The 17,814-nt window shown below is 53.2% G+C and carries 15 protein-coding genes and 1 tRNA gene; 3 read left to right on the forward strand and 13 right to left on the reverse strand.

What is annotated here, in order from left to right:
- Nucleotides 1–45: 45 nt before the first annotated feature.
- The 10 genes from VFT64_06120 to VFT64_06165 all read right to left on the reverse strand — a co-directional run bounded on the left by VFT64_06120 (nucleotide 46) and on the right by VFT64_06165 (nucleotide 9,319).
- Nucleotides 46–996 carry a diguanylate cyclase response regulator gene (locus VFT64_06120; GenBank protein HEU5047407.1) on the reverse strand — a complete coding sequence of 317 codons (951 nt, stop codon included), beginning with the start codon at nucleotides 994–996 and terminating at the stop codon, nucleotides 46–48.
- A gap of 3 nt (nucleotides 997–999) precedes the next feature.
- Entirely contained in the window at nucleotides 1,000–1,731 is a 732-nt protein-coding gene (locus VFT64_06125; protein HEU5047408.1) for an ATP-binding protein, read from the reverse strand.
- A 5-nt stretch (nucleotides 1,732–1,736) separates the two neighbouring features.
- Nucleotides 1,737–2,183, reverse strand: a complete 447-nt coding sequence (locus tag VFT64_06130; GenBank protein ID HEU5047409.1) for a response regulator — start codon at nucleotides 2,181–2,183, stop codon at nucleotides 1,737–1,739.
- The gene (locus VFT64_06135) at nucleotides 2,180–3,694 is read right to left on the reverse strand and encodes a PAS domain S-box protein (protein HEU5047410.1); all 1,515 of its coding nucleotides are present in this window, start codon (nucleotides 3,692–3,694) and stop codon (nucleotides 2,180–2,182) included. The genes VFT64_06130 and VFT64_06135 overlap by 4 nt, the downstream gene beginning before the upstream one ends.
- A gap of 15 nt (nucleotides 3,695–3,709) precedes the next feature.
- Nucleotides 3,710–4,348 (reverse strand): response regulator, encoded by a 639-nt coding sequence (locus tag VFT64_06140; protein HEU5047411.1) that lies wholly within the window; start codon nucleotides 4,346–4,348, stop codon nucleotides 3,710–3,712.
- A gap of 316 nt (nucleotides 4,349–4,664) precedes the next feature.
- The gene (locus VFT64_06145; protein ID HEU5047412.1) at nucleotides 4,665–5,627 is read right to left on the reverse strand and encodes a hypothetical protein; all 963 of its coding nucleotides are present in this window, start codon (nucleotides 5,625–5,627) and stop codon (nucleotides 4,665–4,667) included.
- 117 nt (nucleotides 5,628–5,744) lie between these two features.
- Nucleotides 5,745–5,819, reverse strand: a tRNA-Glu gene (locus VFT64_06150).
- A gap of 108 nt (nucleotides 5,820–5,927) precedes the next feature.
- Nucleotides 5,928–7,331, reverse strand: a complete 1,404-nt coding sequence (lpdA, locus tag VFT64_06155) for a dihydrolipoyl dehydrogenase (GenBank protein ID HEU5047413.1) — start codon at nucleotides 7,329–7,331, stop codon at nucleotides 5,928–5,930.
- A gap of 199 nt (nucleotides 7,332–7,530) precedes the next feature.
- Complete coding sequence (locus VFT64_06160; GenBank protein ID HEU5047414.1) at nucleotides 7,531–7,962, reverse strand: gamma-glutamylcyclotransferase family protein; 432 nt, start codon at nucleotides 7,960–7,962, stop codon at nucleotides 7,531–7,533.
- Between the two features lie 88 nt (nucleotides 7,963–8,050).
- The gene (locus tag VFT64_06165) at nucleotides 8,051–9,319 is read right to left on the reverse strand and encodes a hypothetical protein (GenBank protein HEU5047415.1); all 1,269 of its coding nucleotides are present in this window, start codon (nucleotides 9,317–9,319) and stop codon (nucleotides 8,051–8,053) included.
- Between the two features lie 333 nt (nucleotides 9,320–9,652).
- Here VFT64_06165 and tolB point away from each other — a divergent pair, with 333 nt between their 5' ends.
- A complete protein-coding gene (gene tolB, locus VFT64_06170) occupies nucleotides 9,653–10,969 on the forward strand; it encodes a Tol-Pal system beta propeller repeat protein TolB (protein ID HEU5047416.1) in 1,317 nt (438 codons plus the stop codon).
- A 218-nt stretch (nucleotides 10,970–11,187) separates the two neighbouring features.
- Here tolB and VFT64_06175 read toward each other — a convergent pair whose 3' ends face one another.
- The 3 genes from VFT64_06175 to clpB form a co-directional block, all read right to left on the reverse strand.
- Complete coding sequence (locus VFT64_06175) at nucleotides 11,188–11,490, reverse strand: hypothetical protein (GenBank protein HEU5047417.1); 303 nt, start codon at nucleotides 11,488–11,490, stop codon at nucleotides 11,188–11,190.
- Between the two features lie 219 nt (nucleotides 11,491–11,709).
- Nucleotides 11,710–12,123 carry a hypothetical protein gene (locus VFT64_06180; protein HEU5047418.1) on the reverse strand — a complete coding sequence of 138 codons (414 nt, stop codon included), beginning with the start codon at nucleotides 12,121–12,123 and terminating at the stop codon, nucleotides 11,710–11,712.
- Nucleotides 12,124–12,350: 227 nt separating this feature from the next.
- On the reverse strand, nucleotides 12,351–14,948 hold the full coding sequence (gene clpB, locus VFT64_06185) for an ATP-dependent chaperone ClpB (protein ID HEU5047419.1): 2,598 nt from the start codon (nucleotides 14,946–14,948) through the stop codon (nucleotides 12,351–12,353).
- A gap of 257 nt (nucleotides 14,949–15,205) precedes the next feature.
- Here clpB and VFT64_06190 point away from each other — a divergent pair, with 257 nt between their 5' ends.
- Together VFT64_06190 and VFT64_06195 are read left to right on the forward strand one after the other, a co-directional pair.
- Nucleotides 15,206–16,240, forward strand: a complete 1,035-nt coding sequence (locus tag VFT64_06190; GenBank protein ID HEU5047420.1) for an HlyD family secretion protein — start codon at nucleotides 15,206–15,208, stop codon at nucleotides 16,238–16,240.
- Nucleotides 16,237–17,805, forward strand: coding sequence for a DHA2 family efflux MFS transporter permease subunit (locus VFT64_06195; GenBank protein HEU5047421.1), 1,569 nt, complete (start codon nucleotides 16,237–16,239; stop codon nucleotides 17,803–17,805). Before VFT64_06190 ends, VFT64_06195 begins: the two co-directional genes overlap by 4 nt.
- Nucleotides 17,806–17,814 lie beyond the last annotated feature (9 nt).

Raw genomic sequence — 17,814 nt, forward strand, 5'->3', positions numbered from 1 at the left:
TAACGAGGATACGTTTGATTGTTATTTAAGTAGTTTTGACGCCTATCATGTCGCTTTCTTAATACGTGCTCTGGCTTCTCCCGAATAAACCCGCCATGCGCTTCCGGCCTCTGCCTTGGCTTCATACATGGCGCTGTCTGCCTGGGCTATAAGCGAGCGGCCTTTCTGAAGATGCGTTTTATCGCATACCGCAATGCCGATGCTGATTCCGATATCGACTGCGCTTCCTGAAAGGGAAAAAGGTTTGTCGATCTGCGCGATAATTTTCTGCGCCACTGTTTCGCTATGCTCGGGATGCGGCAGGTTTTCCAGCAATACGGCAAATTCATCCCCGCCGAAACGCGCAGCCGTGTCATATTCGCGTAAACCCGAGGCAATGCGCCTTCCAACTTCCCGCAGCAGCAGGTCACCCACAGCATGACCCAGCCTGTCATTGACCTGCTTGAACCCATCCAAATCCAGGAACATGACTGCAACATATCCGCCGTGACGTTTCATCCTCGCCAGCGCCATGTCCAACCTGCTTTCAAACAGCGTCCGGTTGGCAAGCCCCGTCAGCGCATCGAAATTGGCGCGCGTAATCAGGACGCTCTCGAATTTCTTACGCATAAGCGCATATTGAATCGCCCGCTTGATGGAGTGCCCATCCATGGAGTCCTTGAACAGGTAATCCTGTGCTCCGTTTTCGATGGCTTCCAGCGCGCTCTTTTCATCCTTGTAGGCAGTTAGGAAAATGATCGGCAGCTGCGGTGCCATATTCTGCAGGCTTTTTAAGCCATCAAACTCTTCTGTATCCGGCAGGGAACGATCCAACAGGGCCACGTCGAAATCCTGCGCAGCAAGGATATCCAGCGCCTCTCCCAGATAGGAAGCCTTCGCTATTTTCGCAATCTCCGGCAAGGCGCGTTTCAGGCTACGCTCAATCAATACAGCATCGCCCTTGGAATCTTCAATCAGCAATACTTTCAATTTATCCGTCAGTTTGTCGACATGCATAATCTACCCTTGGCCAGTGTTAGCAATAGCAGGAAACAAAACATAAAAAGCAGCGCCCGGCGAATAATCCGGTACGCAGGCGATATCGCCGCAATGCCGCTGCATAATCTTATGCGCCAGCGCAAGCCCCATGCCGACTCCAGGATATTCTTCATCCGTATGCAGCCGCTGGAAGAAGCGAAAAATCCTTTGCTGATGCCTGGCTGCAATCCCGATGCCGTTATCGGCTACGGTTATTTTCCATTGTTCCCCCACCCGCTCCGCCGAAACGGAAATCTGCAGGGCACTATCTCTGCGCCGGTAAGTCAAAGCATTATCCAGCAATACCGTGAACAGTTGAACGAGCTGTGTTTCATCGCCGGAGAAAGAAGGAAGATGTGCAATATTTATTTCCGCACCTGCCGCTTTTATCTTACTCGCTAAAGCACTGACGCTCTCTGCCAGAACGTAATTGCAATCCACCATGGCAAACGGCCGGGCGGCCGTATTAAGCCGCGAGTAGGCAAGCAAACCATCCATCATAGCCTGCAGCTTTTTTCCATTATCGATAATGATCGAAAGATACTCCTTCGCATTTGCGCTTAATCCTGCAGTATGTTCCGTAGACAGGATATGGGAAAATTCAACCATGGCTCGAACCGGCGCGCTCAGATCATGCGAGACGCTATAGGCATAATCCTTGAATTCGGCGGCAACGGCTTCCGCATCACGCGGCGAAGTCATCAGACGTTCCATAGCATCTACCCGGCTTTCTCAATATTATTCTGGCCGGCTGAAAACCTGTGCCAGAACTGTTCCAGCTGCTTTGCCGCTTTATCAAAACCATCCTGGTTGGCAGGTTTCGCCAGATAGCCGCTAACATGCTTGCGCAATGTTTTTTTGCTTTCTGTTATCTCGCTGGTAAAAATGAGCACAGGGATATCCCGCCATCTTCTATGATTCATGACCTCGTCGAGAAACTCTTCTCCCGTCATTTGCGGCAGGCTGAGATCCAGCATAATAAAGTCCGGTCTGGCTTCCGTCTGCAGCATGGAAAGCGCCGCTTCTGCTGTATTCGCAATAGCAATATCATCGGCAAGATGAGTTTTACGGCACATGCGGCGCACAAGCACCGCGTCTCCTGCATTATCCTCCACCAGAAGAATCCGTGCGGGATGTGTTTCGTGATCGCTCACATTACCACTCATGCATTCTCCTTTCCCGGAAGGGCGCGCGGCAATGTAAAGCTGAAAACACTACCTTCCCCCGGCACCGAACTGGCCTGAATCTGGCCGCCATGCCTTTCCACGATTCTTTTGCAGATGGCAAGCCCCAGCCCGCTGCCCTGATATTCTTCCCAGGTATGCAGGCGACGGAAAGGCTCGAAAATCTGATCCAGGAACTGCTCGCGAATGCCGATACCGTTATCGCTGATCGCGATGCGCCAATATTCTTCCTCTGCCACGCAGCTGATATCAATTTCAGGCACTTTGCCCGGAGCCTGGTATTTGATGCCGTTGCCGACAAGATTCTGCAACAGGCGCATGATCTGCACAGGATTGCCATACAGAATCGGCAGTGGATCGCAAATCACATGCGCCTTGGTTGCGGAAATTAACCCGCGCAGATTCTCAAGCGCACCTTCCAGCATATCCGTCCCGTTAAAAACGCTCTTTCGGTCTTCGCCGTCGATACGGGAGTAGATCAGCAGATCCTCCACCATGTCATGCATGCGCCTGCCCGAATCCGTAATGAGCCGCAGGAATTCTTTGCCTTCTGCGCTCAACAGCTGCTGATGCTCCTTAGTGATGATCTCACTGAAATTGGTAACGATACGTATCGGCTCCTGCATATCGTGCGAGGCGACATAGGCAAAACGTTCAAGCTCGGCATTGGAGGCAAGAATTTTCGCGATCATCTCGTCGCGCTCCTGATCGCTGGCTTTGCGCCAGCTGATATCTTCAACAGCGCCTACCATACGGATCGCAGTTCCGTCTTCATCCCATTGCGCCTGCCCCAGCATGCGCAGCCAGATATAGCTGTCATCCTCATGCCGCACTCTGCATTCCGCGCTGAATGCCGTGTGGGATTGAAGATGATCCCGCAGCGCATTCAACATTTCCGTTTTATCCTCCGGATGCAGACGGGCCTCAAACTCCGCGTAGCTTAACTCGCTCTCCTGCTCGACACCCAGCATCGCTTTGAATTGCCGGGAAGCATAAAACCTATCGCCCGCCACATCCCAATCCCAGATGCCAAGGCCGAATCCTCGTGCCGCCAGCCTGTAACGCTCGTTATTTTCCTCAAGACGTTTGCGCGCCGTAATATCCCGCACGGTGCTTACAAACATCTTCTCGCCCTGGAAATGCATACTGTTCATGCCAAGTTCCAGCGCAACCAGCTCTCCGCTCTTGCGCCTGCCATAGACTTCACGAACAGCAGCTGTTTCTTCCGCGCCCATGGAATAATGACGTTGATACTCACCCTGCATGCCAAGATAGAATTCTGGCAGTAGCATGCTGACATTGCAGCCAAGCGCTTCCTCGTAAGAATAACCGAAGATATTTTCCGCTGCCGGATTGTAGGAGCGGATGATACCGCTCTCATCCGTAATGATAAGCCCGTCCGGCAATGCATGCATGACAGCCTGCCAGTCCACGCCGGAATCCATATGCAGTCTGTTGGCAGACAGGGAACCCGAATACGTGGAAATATTCATGCAATCTTCTCCCGGTTATGATGCGATACGCCTGACTGCGTCATCCACAGCCCCGCAAAGTAATTCCCGGCTAAGCGCCTGTTTGGGAAGATAGGCGCTGACCCCCTGCGATTTAGCATTTTCCTGCAAAATATCGTTATGCATAGCGGTGACGAACACCACCGGCGGCAGCTTGGCGTGCTCGCGCTTGAGCGACGCCAGCAGCTGGAACCCGTCCGCACCGTACATCATGAAATCCAGAATGAGGCATTGCGGCCGCCATTCGACAAACGCATCGAATCCGGCGCGCGCATTATCGGCTTCCACAACACGGTATTTACGGCTGAGATTCCGCCCCAGCCATGTCTTGTAAAGCGTACGGTCAGCCTTATTGTCGTCGACAATCAGCACCGTCACGCTGTCGCTACCCTTGCGTTGCGGCTTGAGACTCACGCCAACGCCACCTAACGCATCCGCAGTAAATTCTATTCCCTCGCGCTCCAGCGCCTGCTGGATGGATTTCATCGTGCTGATTTTTGGGTCGGTCTGCACTCCACGCTCAATGTTATTGAGCGTCGCCAGCGATATACCCGCTTTCTTTGCCAAATCCACCTGCTTGAGGTTCAGCATCATCCGCGCGGCCTTGATCTGTTCTATCGATATCACGGCATGCATAACAATAACCCGGATATAAATTGTATATACTTATGGTAGTAAGAATATTTTTTATGTCAATTGAAGATTGTTTCATCTGTTCTGGAAAAGGATACCCTTTTCAGAATCCCGCAAAGTAAATAAAAATACCATACGTCATCTGAGGAACGTTCTTCTCCAGCAAGGTAAGGAAGGTTCAAGAGCGAGGAAAAAGGCCGTTGCCCTATAGAAACTGGGAATGATCACTATTTTCATTTCCAGTATCTTTTTTGTCCCACAGCTTCAATGAAGATGTACCATGCTGACTCCATGGCAATACAGTGCAGCCTATAAAAGATTAATTGCCGAAAAAAGCCTGGATAAAACGAAGGAGCCATGGGCGTGCCTTCTTACGTTCCTCAGAATAAACCTTCATTCCATCAACCATTTGATACTGCCAGTTCTGCTCTGGATTTTTAATAAGTCCACCATTCATACTGCAATAAATGAGCTGTGCATTAGTTCGGTGACCACCACCAGTAACAGATTGGTTTATAAAATCGATGGTATAGGTTTCAGAGGCGCACATCTGCTCGTTCACAAATACGAGTGCGTCCTGTGTCCAGCTTTTAATATCAAAAATGTCCGTATCAACAGACATTAAGTTATTGAAGACATAGGCTCTCGATTCGATACAATGACCGGTTTCACGCCTGCAGGTAATTTTTGAACGTTGGAGAGGAAATGCTATAGCAGAATCATCATCCCTGCCAGACCGAGTCCATGTTCCTTCTATAACAGCATAATTATTAGCGGTATCTCTATAGATGTTTACCCCACCCCCAATCGTCACGGGAACGCGCGTATCAGTAATAAGATTCAAATAATCGCTTATCCAGAAAAGCAGGACAATACCTGTAAAAATCCATGTAAAGACAACAAAAGATTTTTTGCCTCTGCCGTAGTTAGACCAATTAACGACACTGCGGTATCCAGCTCTTTGTATGCGGTAGATGTATAATAAAACAACGCCAGCCATCCATAAGAATGGCAGAGGGATAATACCTGCCATTATAGAACTAAGGGTTTCTTGTTTAGTATATAATTCAAGGCTTTCTTGACGCTTCAGTATACAACTCGAAATATCCGTATTATGATGCACCATTTTGGTGTCTTTACATACACCTTCGGCAAAATCAGCAGCGCTATTCGCCCTTTTCATTAAATCATTATGGGTTTGCATTGCCATTCCGATGGCAAATAAAACAGATATGACAATCGCAATTTGCGTGATTTTGCCAAGTCGCATAAATCGTTTCATACAGTTTTCACATTAAACGCCTCTATATAGGCTATTAACTCATTGTCGGTAAAGTTAAAAGTTTTTACCACCAATAGCGCACAGGCATGTGCTCACGCGAGAACCATAGCAGAAACATGGTGACCCCTACGGGACTTGAACCCGTGTTACCACCTTGAGAGGGTGATGTCCTAACCGCTAGACGAAGGGGTCATGGGGAAATATATACAGCACAGCGCAGTGCCCTGTGAATCAGATTCTACAATCCTAAACCTCCGCTGCGGCAGAGTGTAAAAACTCATGCCGCAGCGGGGACCGTAATTAGATATGGATCGCGCGCCCAAGCACGGCAAGCGCCGCTTCTTTCACGGCTTCGTTCAAATCCGGATGCGAATGGCAGGTGCGGGCGATATCTTCGGAGGAAGCACGGAATTCCATCGCAATCGCCGCTTCGGCAATGATGGTGCCAGCCTGCGGGCCGATGATATGCACGCCGTACACTTCATCCGTCTTGGCATCGGCCAGGATCTTCACAAACCCATCCGTATTGCCCACAGCGCGTGCGCGTGAGTTAGCGAGGAACGGGAACTTGCCGACCTTGTAATTCACGCCCGAGGCCTTGAGCTGTTCTTCGGTCTTGCCGACGCTCGCCACTTCCGGCATCGTGTAGATAACCGCCGGAACGAGATCGTAATTCACATGACCCTTCTGCCCCGCCATGCTTTCCACAGCCGCAACACCGTCTTCTTCCGCCTTATGCGCAAGCATCGGTCCGGCAATCGCATCGCCGATTGCGTAGATACCAGCAACGTTGGTCTGGAAATGACCGTCCACTTTCACGCGGCCGCGTTCATCCATCGCCACGCCGAGTTCAGTGAGGCCCAGCCCTTGCGTGTAAGCTCTGCGGCCGATGGAGACCAACACATAATCCGCGCTGATTTCTTCCGCCTTGCCACCTGCAACCGGCTCCGCCGTCACAACGGCTTTCTTCGCATCCGATTTCACGCCCGTAACCTTTGTGGCGAGTTTGAATGCAATGCCCTGCTTCTCGAGAATCTTCTGGAACTGCTTGCCCACTTCTGCATCAAGCCCCGGCGTAATACGGTCGAGGAATTCGACCACCGTAACTTCCGCACCGAGCCTGCGCCAGACCGAGCCCAACTCAAGCCCAATCACGCCCGCACCGATCACCACAAGCTTCTTCGGCACTTCCGGGAACGACAGCGCACCCGTGGAAGAAACCACGCGCTTTTCGTCAATCGTCACGCCCGGCAGCGGGGTGGTTTCAGAACCCGTCGCAATCAGGATGCGCTTGGTGTTCAGCAGCAGGGATTTCGCGTCCGGCGTGGTCACGCCGACCTTGCCTACGCCCGCGATCATGCCGGAACCGATAATGTAATCGACCTTATTTTTCTTGAACAACCCTTCAATGCCCTTGGTCAGGTTCTCGACCACGTCGTCCTTGCGGGCGAGCATCGCTTTCAGGTCGAGGCTGATCTTGCCGACGATACCGTGCTTAGCGCCATGAACGGCTTCTTCGAACAATTCGGAGGAATGCAGCAGCGCCTTGGAGGGAATACAGCCGACATTGAGGCAGGTGCCGCCGAGCTTGCCACGCTTTTCGACGCACGCCACTTTCATGCCGAGTTGCGCCGCACGAATGGCAGCCACATAGCCGCCCGGTCCACCGCCGATAACTACGAGATCGTATGTCGTTTCCGTCATGATAATATTCCTTAAGCGTTAAAGATTTGGGCCATTTATTATCGAAAATCGGCGCACGGCGCAATTATTAATTTTAAGGGTATAATATGGGGGGCACGCTGCCCCCATCCGAACTCTGTTCGGACTCCCCCGCGAGGTCGTCGGCTTCGCCTCCTCCGCGTCCCTTGCAACTACGGCGAAAAAGCCGCTCAAATACTGCTTAGGACACGGGTTTAGAAGTTTTCTTCTTTACCAGCACGATATCGTGGCTCTTGCCGTAAAAGCCCTTATAGGCATTCTTGGCCACGTCGAACTCGTATTTGCCTTTTTCCGTGACAGGAATCTTTTCGCAAGTGTGCTTAACATCAAACGCCGGATAATAAGTCATAAACTGCGATTTCAGCAGCTTTTTCAGCACATAACCCTCTTCGTACTTATCCAGCTTGCCCTTCAGCTTCTTATTGATTTTCCACAACTCGCCGACCACGACATCCTTCTTCTTGCCCGTAAAATACAGCAGCGGATAGGTCTCGTCCGGCGCAAGATACAGCACATAGCCCGTAATCGACTTTTTCTTGATGAACTTGGCGCCTTCCATGTGCTTATGCAGGATGCCGCCTTTTTTGAGCGTGCCGTAGACGAATATCTTCATGATCAACCTCTTGAAAGCCTTATATTGAGCCACTTACAGGCCGCAACCATAGCACGGAAGCCTTAAAAAGGGAATTGCTAAGTTGAAATTAATGGCCAAGAGCCGGACCGCTTCCGGTCTGGGCAGCAAAATCCTGCGGCGTTCTTGCTGTCTCAGGAATATGGCTCTGGGGTTGCTGCACACGATCCGTAAAGCGCATGGGAGCCTGTTCAGGCTGTGGCTGCTGTTCCATCGTCACAGTGCGTGCATTGCCCTGCGCATCCAGCACTACGCCATGTTCTGCAAAGGTGGCAATGGGGTCAGCCCCTTTCGCAATCGCAGCCGCGACCTGCTTGACTTCTTCCACCCCTTTCCCCTTACCGGCCAATTCTACGTAGGCCATGTTTTCAGGGAATTTATCCATCAACCCGTTGCCCAGGAGGAACAATACCTTACCCACAGTGAGATCCACATTTTCTTCCCGGGGTGTGTTACCGTAAGTCTGGTTCATCCGGTCCGCAATGAATGCCGCCACCCGTTGATTGTCATGCGCTGCCTGTGTCGCAGGAGCAGGCGGCTGGTAGGATTTATCCTGCCCGCGTCGGTAAATCAGCAACATGCTGCTGATATCCGAGGTCTGGATAATGTCGTACGGATTATTCGTATTATGCTGGATCTTGTCATCCACCAGATTCTGCAGCAGCTCGAACAGCGATTCCTTACGCGTGAAAGCATCCATAAACAGGTAAGACGCGATAACGCCAGTCCCCATGCGCGAGTTAGCCTGATAAGCATCCGCATCGCGTATTTTAGTGCCCGGTTCAGTAGGATGGCTCAGAACATGCCAGGGCAGGAACAAAGTGGCGTCCGCCGCAAACCGCATTGCCGTGCGGCGCGTAAGCGCTTTCATGGTTGTCTTCAGCAACGGATTCGTGCTTTGACGCATATCGTTAAAGGTAATTTCATTAGGCGCTTTATTAAGCTCGTAACCGGCCGCCTCGGCGAAGACGGTCTTAATATCCTGGTAGGTTTTCCGAGTGTAATAGCCGGTCACTGCCGTAGCGAGCGCACCCCATCCGAGCGCGAAGAAATTCTTCTGCCAGTACGCCTGCTGAGCCGGCTGGCCCTTTTTCAGCATGTTAAGTGGATTCAGTCTCTCCACACCTTCCACGAGGTAACGCGCAGTCAGCAGAGGCAATATCAGGCGTAAATAAGGTGCAATATAATTGGAGAACCGCCCCTGAATCGGCAGCGCCTGCTTCCCGGCATTAGCCGCATTCGTGGCGTCAGCATCCCCTGCCGTCTGTGGCGACGGTGTTTGCTGCCCCGTTTGCGCGGCAGGGGGAGCCATCGGTCGGTTCTGCGTTTCTACTGCCATAGGTTACTGTCGGATATACCTTTCCTTATGATATATTGCCCTTTTCAGCCAGTATATTACAGGAAAACTTTATGAAGTTTTTGTTACATATTGCGAAAAAAAGGCGGATTTCCGCCAACCGGCTGAGAAACTGGCGTTTTATAACCGGCTCATTCCTGCCTCTGCCTATGCGTTAACCAGCGTTGTTGCGTTAAAAATCATTAGTCCCGGAGCCGCCCCACTCTGAAACATGTTTTTATACATTGTTTATAGAATAAGGCTTTATTCCATGCTTGACCTGTTTAGCCGATGTACTAATACTGGCGCATGCAACAGACTTTTTCAGGGGTAATTATGAAAGCAAGACTTGCAGGTTTCCTGCTCACTATTTCCGCAATGCTGCTGGGTGCCGCACCGGTACAGGCCGCATTGCATATCGATATTACCAGCGGCAATATTCAGCCTGTTCCGATTGCCATTAACGATCTGATCGCCGCTGATCCGAGCGCAGCGCAGGTTGGCCGTGAGATTTCGGATGTGGTCGCCGCAGATCTTGAACGTTCCGGCTTGTTCCGCCCTATCGACAAGGGTGCCTTCATTGAACGCATCTCCTCCGGCAACGCGATTCCGCACTTCCCGGACTGGCGCCAGATCAACGCGCAGGGTCTCGTAACCGGCACGATCACCATGACATCGGACGGCAGGATGCGCGTCGGATTCCGCCTGTGGGACGTACTGGGCGAAACCCAGATCGCAGGCAAGGAATTCAACAGCGTTTCCACCAACTGGCGTCGCATCGCCCATCTGGTGGCAGACGAAATCTATAAGCGCATCACCGGCGAACAGGGTTATTTCGATTCCCGCATCGTTTATGTTGCGGAAAGCGGCTCGTTCCGTCGTCGCGTCAAACGCCTGGCGATCATGGATCAGGATAGCGCAAACCATAAATTCCTGACCGACGGCAGCCAGCTCGTGCTGACGCCGCGCTTCTCGCCCAATACGCAGGAAATCCTGTATATGTCCTATGCAGGAAGGCAGCCGCGCGTTTACCTGCGTGACCTGCAGACCGGGCAGGAAGAATCGCTCGGCCATTTCGAAGGTATGTCCTTCGCACCGCAGTTCGCCAATGACGGCCACCACGTGATCATGTCGATTGCACATGGCGGCAGCACGCAGATCTACACCATGGACCTGCGCAACCGTCATCTGCACAAGCTGACGGATACGGGTAACGCGATCAACACCTCGCCGTCCTATTCACCCGACGGCAGCAAGATCGTCTTCAACTCCGACCGCGGCGGCTCTCAACAGCTGTATACGATGAATGCTGACGGCAGCAACGTCACCCGCATCAGCTTCGGCGACGGTCGCTACGGCACACCGGTCTGGTCTCCGCGCGGTGACAAGATCGCCTTCACCAAGATGGCGGGCGGCGAGTTTTACATCGGCGTGATGAACGTGGATGGCAGCGGCGAAAGAGAGCTTGATCACAGCTACTTCGAGGAAGGCCCCACCTGGTCGCCCAACGGCCGCGTGATCATGTTCTACCGCCAGAGCCGCGGACATCACACGAGACTCTATTCGGTCGACCTGACCGGCCGCAACGTACGCGAAGTGCCCACACCGCTGGACGCTTCCGACCCGGCATGGTCGCCCAGACTCAGCAAGTAATTGCTGGAGTGCTGAACAAAGAAGGGGGCGAGCTTCTCGCTCCCTTTTTTATTGCCAGCTTTCACGCAATAGCAATCCCCCCACCGCAATAACTTACAGTGGCTTTGCTTGGAATAATATATACTGAAGAATCAAAAAGAGGGCGGCGGTCGCTCGTGGCACTCCGAAGAGCACAAAAGAAGGGATTTTATTTCCTCCTTCACGAACGACCACCCACGTCAAACGCTGATGGCAACGAGAACAAGCCATGCGCCGGAGCTCAGGCAGAGCGCCATCCAGCAGCCCCTTTCGAAGCGGTCACTTTGCAGATAACGCTTCCGCAAGTATGCCGCATAGGGCGTATGGATGACGGGAATGCCCAGCATCGCCAGAACGATGTAGACATTGCCCAAGGCCAACGCCGAGTTGATGCCACAAAAGAGCACCTTCACCCTGAACATAACGGCAAGGATATCTACCGCTATGACTCCCTCAACGATGCTCACCAAGACAATCTGGGTCTTGAGTGACACATACCGCACAAGGGAGGTGCTGGGCTTTCTGATGCCCTTTATACGCCGCCATACAAACGGAGCGGCGATGCTGGCACCTTGAAGAACGGTAAGGCACCATAGTCTCCAGGACAGCCGAACCACTTTACCCTTCTGTTTCCGGGTAGCCATAGCTACAGGGACAGGGGCGTGGCGGCCACCCGTGCTGCTCCGAACGAGCAAGAACACGGACGGCCGCCACCGGAATCCTCAGAACCAGCCGAGGAACCAAGCCAGAACGTAGCAGACCAGCGAGCTCACATAGGCACTGATCTCGCAGAAGCGACCGAACCGGTCATTCTGCAAGTAGCGCTGACGGAGCGCGCGCGTTGCCAGTCCCTTCCTGACGATCTCGAAATCTGCAAGCAGGCCGTAGATCACCAAACCTGCCATGACTGTGATAACGAAATCACGACTCCCCTGAGAAGCCAAAGTGGCCGCCACAGCAAACATGACAAAGCCCACCATGAGCTGGACGAGGGTCGTCTGCTGCTCTCGCGTCAACACCGAAGCGGCCACCTTCTGGGGGACCTTCTTCAGACGTCGACGTACGTCGGGAGCAAGGGCACAAGACCACCCAAAAACTCCGACGAACCAGAACGCATACAGCAATGCGTTCTCCACGTATACCACCTCTATGCCAAGCTAGGCCGAACTAGTATGAAGGGATCAGGTAAAACCCTACCCTCAGGGACGCAAACAATCGCTTGTCGCGCCGCAGGGTGAACCAGATGGCCACAAAACGCATGGTCATACAAGTCACACCAGATCGTTTTTATTTTAGCACAGGCACATAACCGCCACTAATGACAGTTATGTGACACCTGCAATCCAGCTGATTCAACAGGTTATCAAGCCGCTTCCTTCTTGCCGGTCTCCGTACGGATATCGAGGTCGCCATCCTTTTCCGAAACTACCAGCATGCTGCCCTCCGGCACTTTGCCTGCCAGCACGAGATTCGCGAGCGGGTTTTCCAGATGGCGCTGGATGATGCGTTTCAGCGGACGCGCGCCGTAAATCTGGTCGTAGCCGGTTTCAGCCAGCCAGTTGCGGGCGCTGTCTTCCAGACGCAGGCCGATATCGCGCTCGGCAAGGCGTTTGGCAAGCCGTCCGATCTGGATATCCACGATCGCATGCATATGCTTTTTGCCCAGCCGGTTGAAGATCAGGATCTCATCCAAACGGTTCAGGAATTCGGGACGGAAGGCCTTGCGCACGGCTCCCATCACCTGGTCGCGTGTATGGCCGGTGAGCTCTTCGTCGTCCTTATGCGCAATGAGGAATTCCGAACCGAGATTCGACGTGAGCACAATCAGCGTATTGCGGAAATCGACCGTGCGGCCCTGCCCGTCCGTGAGACGACCTTCATCCAGCACCTGCAGCAATACGTTGAATACATCCGGATGCGCCTTCTCAACTTCGTCGAACAGTATCACCTGATACGGGCGACGACGCACAGCTTCCGTGATCACACCGCCTTCATCGTAACCGACATAGCCCGGAGGTGCCCCGATCAGACGCGCGACCGCATGCTTCTCCATATATTCCGACATATCGACACGCAGCATTGCCGTGTCGTCATCGAACAGGAATCCGGCCAACGCCTTCGTAAGCTCCGTCTTGCCCACGCCCGTGGGGCCAAGGAAGAGGAACGAACCGATAGGACGCGCCGCATCGCCAAGCCCGGCTCGCGCGCGGCGTACAGCATTGGAAACCGCAACCACCGCCTCGTCCTGACCGACAACGCGTTTCTCCAGCGACGACTCCATATGCAGTAGTTTCTCGCGTTCGCCTTCGAGCATCTTGTCCACCGGAATACCGGTCCAGCGCGATACGACCGACGCAATATCCTCCTGCGATACCGTCTCAGCGAGCATCGCATTCTTGCTGACACCTTCCGCATCCTTCAATTGCTGCATGAGTTTGGGCAGCACGCCGTAAACGATCTCACCCGCTTTCGCCAGATCGCCCTGACGCTGCGCAATATCACGCTGGCGCTGTGCCTCTTCAATCTGCTCCTTCAGCTTCTGGACATTCTGCATCTGCACTTTTTCCGACTGCCATTTCGAGGTCAGATCGGCACTCTCTTTTTCCAGCTCGCCAAGCTCCGTCTGCAATCTCGTGAGACGCGCCTGCGACGCCGGATCGTTTTCCTTCTTCAGCGCCTCACGCTCGATCTTGAGCTGGATAATCTTACGGTCGAGTTCGTCGATCTCTTCCGGTTTGCTGTCCACTTCCATACGCAGACGGCTTGCGGCTTCATCCACAAGATCGATCGCCTTGTCCGGCAGGAAGCGATCCGTAATATAGCGATTGGCAAGTGTGGCCGCCGCCACAATCGCGTTATCCGTAATCCGCACACCGTGATGCAATTCGTACTTTTCTTTCAAGCCGCGTAAAATGGAAACCGTATCTTCCACGGTCGGTTCTGACACGAACACGGACTGGAAACGCCGTGCAAGCGCTGCGTCTTTTTCAATATACTTGCGGTATTCATCAAGCGTCGTCGCGCCTACGCAATGCAGTTCACCGCGTGCCAGCGCAGGCTTGAGCAGATTGGAGGCATCCATCGCGCCTTCCGTACGCCCCGCACCGATCAGCACATGCAGCTCGTCAATGAACAGAATAATTTCACCGCCCGCATGTCCGATTTCTGACAATACCGCTTTCAAACGTTCCTCGAATTCACCGCGATATTTCGCACCGGCAATGAGCGAGCCCATATCGAGCGACATGAGTCTTTTATGCTTGAGACTCTCCGGCACATCGCCCGCGATAATGCGCGAAGCCAGCCCTTCCACAATAGCGGTCTTACCCACACCCGGCTCGCCGATCAGTACAGGATTATTCTTCGTGCGCCGCGAGAGCACCTGCATCGTGCGGCGAATTTCTTCATCGCGCCCGATTACCGGATCGAGCTTGCCGTTCTTTGCAAGTTCCGTAAGGTCTTTCGTATATTTCTTGAGTGCGTCAAATCCTTCTTCCGCATTGGCCGAAGTAGCGGCACGCCCTTTACGCATATCTTCAATCGCTTTGTTGATCACCTGCGGATTCGCGCCCGCTTCGGACAGAATTTTGGCGGACGCCGAACTGCCCATGCTGATAGCCTGCAGCAGACGTTCCTGCGTGACGAATTCGTCCTTCGCCTTCTTTGCCAGCTGCTCTGCATTTTCAAAAATCTGCGCTGTTTCGGGAACCAGGCTCAGATGCCCTGCCCCGCTGCCCGCCACTTTAGGCAGCTTCGCCAATTCTTCACTCACGCGCGATGTAATTTGCCCCACATTGCCGCCTGCTGCCTGCAGGAGACGTAAAGCCACCCCGTCACGATCCTCCAGCATCGCCTGCAATATATGCTCAGGCATAAAACGCTGATGGCCGCGCGCGACGGCAAAGGTTTGCGCGCTCTGCAGCGTGGCACGGGCTTTATCGGTAAACTGTTCGAAATTCATGATGCTTCCTCCCGGTGTAACATACTATTTTATAAATATGGGGTTGATTATTTTGTTATACAAGGCTGCAAAGCTGCGCTCATTGATTTTCATCAAACCCGGTCAAAACCCAACCAAAGGGTTGAACGCTAATTATACCGGTCAGTCTGCAATAAATTACTGTAAAAAATCAATATATAGAATCGTGTTAAAAAAAATCGCTGCCTTGGCAATTAATTTATTTGCAAATGGGTTGGGAATGGATATAGAATCGCGTCATGGCAATTACTTCGAAACAAAGCAAGCTCCTGCTCATTGTAGCCGTCGTGCTGATTGCATTTGGCGGCTACCTTTTTCTGCATGCCGGTGAAGAATCTACCGACGATGCGACAATCGATGCCCATGTCGTTGCCATCAGCCCGAAAGTGGCGGGTTACGTTGTCAAATCATACCTCGAAGACAATAAAGTCGTAAAAGCAGGCGACCTGCTGCTGGAAATCGATCCACGTGACTATGTCATCAGACGTGACAGCGCCCGCGCCAAGCTAGGGGCTGCAGAATCGGCTTATGCCGCATCCGGCCATAACCTTGAGACAACGCGCGTCTCCGCACCTTCTAATCTGGAAGCGGCGCAGGCGCAGGTAGATGCCGCGCAGGCTACCTGGCAGAAAGCAAAAAATGATCTGCAACGCATGAAAAAGCTCAGCAACGAAGCACGCTCGCGCGAACAGCTGGATGCCGCCGTCGCTGCCGAAAAAACGTCGCGTTCCAATTACGAAGATGCAAAAGCAAGATTGCGCTCCGCCCAGACCGCACCTAAAGTTATTCTATCCGCGGAAGCCGGCCGTGCACAATTAGCCGCGCAGGTCACACAGGCCAAGGCGGATCTTGAGCAGGCCGAGAAAGACCTTGCGGACACCAAAATATACGCAGCGCAGGACGGCAGGATCACCCGCCGCGCTGTGGAGGAAGGCGATTACGTGCAGCAGGCTCAGCAGCTTGGTTTTATCGTAGGAAAACAGATGTGGGTTGTCGCCAACTTCAAGGAAACCCAGTTGAAGAATATGCATCCGGGCCAGCCTGCTTCCATTCATGTGGATGCATTCCCTTCGCTTGAAATAAAGGGCAAGGTAGACAGTATCCAGGCCGGAACGGGAGCGCGTTTCTCCGCTTTCCCGCCAGAAAATGCAACGGGGAATTTCGTCAAGATCGTCCAGCGCGTGCCGGTCAAGATCCTGTTTGATGCGCCGCCTTCTTCCGATATTTCGCTTGGCGTCGGCATGTCCGTCGAACCGACCGTATACACAAAATGACAGAAACATCCGAAGAGAATACATACAATCCATGGTTGATCGCCGTGGTGGTGAGTCTGGCCGCGTTCATGGAAGTGCTCGATACGACCATCACGAACGTGTCGCTGTCGCACATCGCCGGAACGCTGGGGGCAAGCCAGGATGAAAGTACTTGGGTCCTGACTTCATACCTCGTTGCAAACGGCATCGTATTGCCTTTGTCGGGCTGGCTTGCGGGTGTGATCGGGCGCAAACGGTTCTTCGTATTATGCATCGCCGCCTTCACAGCCACATCTTTTGCCTGCGGCATGTCCACATCGCTTGGCATGCTGATCTTCTTCCGCCTGCTCCAAGGCCTTTCCGGCGGCGGATTGCAGCCGATCCAGCAGGCGATCATCCTCGATGCATTCCCGCCGGAAAAACGCGGCGCAGCTTTCGGTATCACCGGCATCACCATGGTCGTGGCTCCTATTCTCGGTCCGACACTCGGCGGCTATATCACCGACAATTTTAGTTGGCAGTGGATCTTCTTCGCTAACGTGCCGGTCGGCATTATCGCTGTGCTGCTCGTGCAGCGCATGGTCCAGGATCCGCCGCACGCACGCGCCAACGGCCAGCGCACCATCGACTATATCGGCCTGGGCCTTGTCGCACTGGGACTCGGCGCATTGCAGGTCGTGCTCGATAAAGGCCAGCAGGACGACTGGTTCGCAAGCGACTTCATCATCACTTTCGCCTGCATCAGCTTTGTCTGCCTTGCAGCTTCCGTGTTCTGGCTGCTGAAGCAGAAAGATGCTGTCGTGGATATTCGTCTGTTTGCAAATCCAAGCTTCGGCATGGCTTCCCTGATGATGTTCTTCGTCGGGGCAAGTCTCTATGGCGGCAGCACGTTGCTTCCCCTGCTCGTCCAGTCCGAATATGGATATGATGCCACACTCGCAGGGTTGATTCTCTCTCCGGGCGGCATGTTCGTGATCTTTTTGATGCCGGTAGCTGGCAAGCTTGTGAGCAAGTTTCCGTCACGTTACCTTGTCGCAATCGGCATGGCATTATGCGGCACAGGTATGTTGCTTACAATGGGCATGTCGCCGCAAACCGACTATCCGCATTTTGTGATGATGCGTATCATGCAGGTATCCGGACTGCCATTCTTGTTCATTCCGCTGAGCACGCTGGCCTTCTCGCATATTCCAAAGGAAAAAAGCAACAAGGCTTCCGCCATTTTCGCCATGGCGCGCAATCTTGGCGGCAGCGTAGGCATTGCTGCGCTGACAAGCTTCGTTGCACGCACAGGCCAACGGCACCAGACCTTTCTCGCGAGCCATCTCTCACCTGCAGAACCCGGTTACAATATCGCCCTGCATCGCTTCACGCAGAACGCCATCGCGCATGGCTATTCCGCGACATCCGCGGCCAGCCAGGCCACCGGAAAAATCTATCAGCAGCTGCTGCATCAGTCGAATATCCTGTCCTTCAGTGAAGCATTCGGAGTGGTAGGGCTTGTCATGGGAGCACTAGCGCTGATAGCATTATTCATGCCTTATAACGACCCACACCATAAAGCCGCTCCCGGCGCAGCGCATTAATGGAGAACC

The sequence above is a fragment of the Rickettsiales bacterium genome (assembly GCA_035765535.1).
Lineage (GTDB): Bacteria > Pseudomonadota > Alphaproteobacteria > Rickettsiales > JABCZZ01 > JABCZZ01.

Coding starts and splice junctions, on each gene's coding strand:
- VFT64_06130 (HEU5047409.1), bottom strand. CDS start 2,183: ATGAGTGGTAATGTGAGCGATCACGAAACACATCCCGCACGGATTCTT.
- VFT64_06125 (HEU5047408.1), bottom strand. CDS start 1,731: ATGGAACGTCTGATGACTTCGCCGCGTGATGCGGAAGCCGTTGCCGCC.
- VFT64_06190 (HEU5047420.1), top strand. CDS start 15,206: ATGGCAATTACTTCGAAACAAAGCAAGCTCCTGCTCATTGTAGCCGTC.
- VFT64_06160 (HEU5047414.1), bottom strand. CDS start 7,962: ATGAAGATATTCGTCTACGGCACGCTCAAAAAAGGCGGCATCCTGCAT.
- VFT64_06195 (HEU5047421.1), top strand. CDS start 16,237: ATGACAGAAACATCCGAAGAGAATACATACAATCCATGGTTGATCGCC.
- VFT64_06165 (HEU5047415.1), bottom strand. CDS start 9,319: ATGGCAGTAGAAACGCAGAACCGACCGATGGCTCCCCCTGCCGCGCAA.
- VFT64_06145 (HEU5047412.1), bottom strand. CDS start 5,627: ATGAAACGATTTATGCGACTTGGCAAAATCACGCAAATTGCGATTGTC.
- VFT64_06135 (HEU5047410.1), bottom strand. CDS start 3,694: ATGAATATTTCCACGTATTCGGGTTCCCTGTCTGCCAACAGACTGCAT.
- tolB (HEU5047416.1), top strand. CDS start 9,653: ATGAAAGCAAGACTTGCAGGTTTCCTGCTCACTATTTCCGCAATGCTG.
- VFT64_06140 (HEU5047411.1), bottom strand. CDS start 4,348: ATGCATGCCGTGATATCGATAGAACAGATCAAGGCCGCGCGGATGATG.
- clpB (HEU5047419.1), bottom strand. CDS start 14,948: ATGAATTTCGAACAGTTTACCGATAAAGCCCGTGCCACGCTGCAGAGC.
- VFT64_06120 (HEU5047407.1), bottom strand. CDS start 996: ATGCATGTCGACAAACTGACGGATAAATTGAAAGTATTGCTGATTGAA.
- lpdA (HEU5047413.1), bottom strand. CDS start 7,331: ATGACGGAAACGACATACGATCTCGTAGTTATCGGCGGTGGACCGGGC.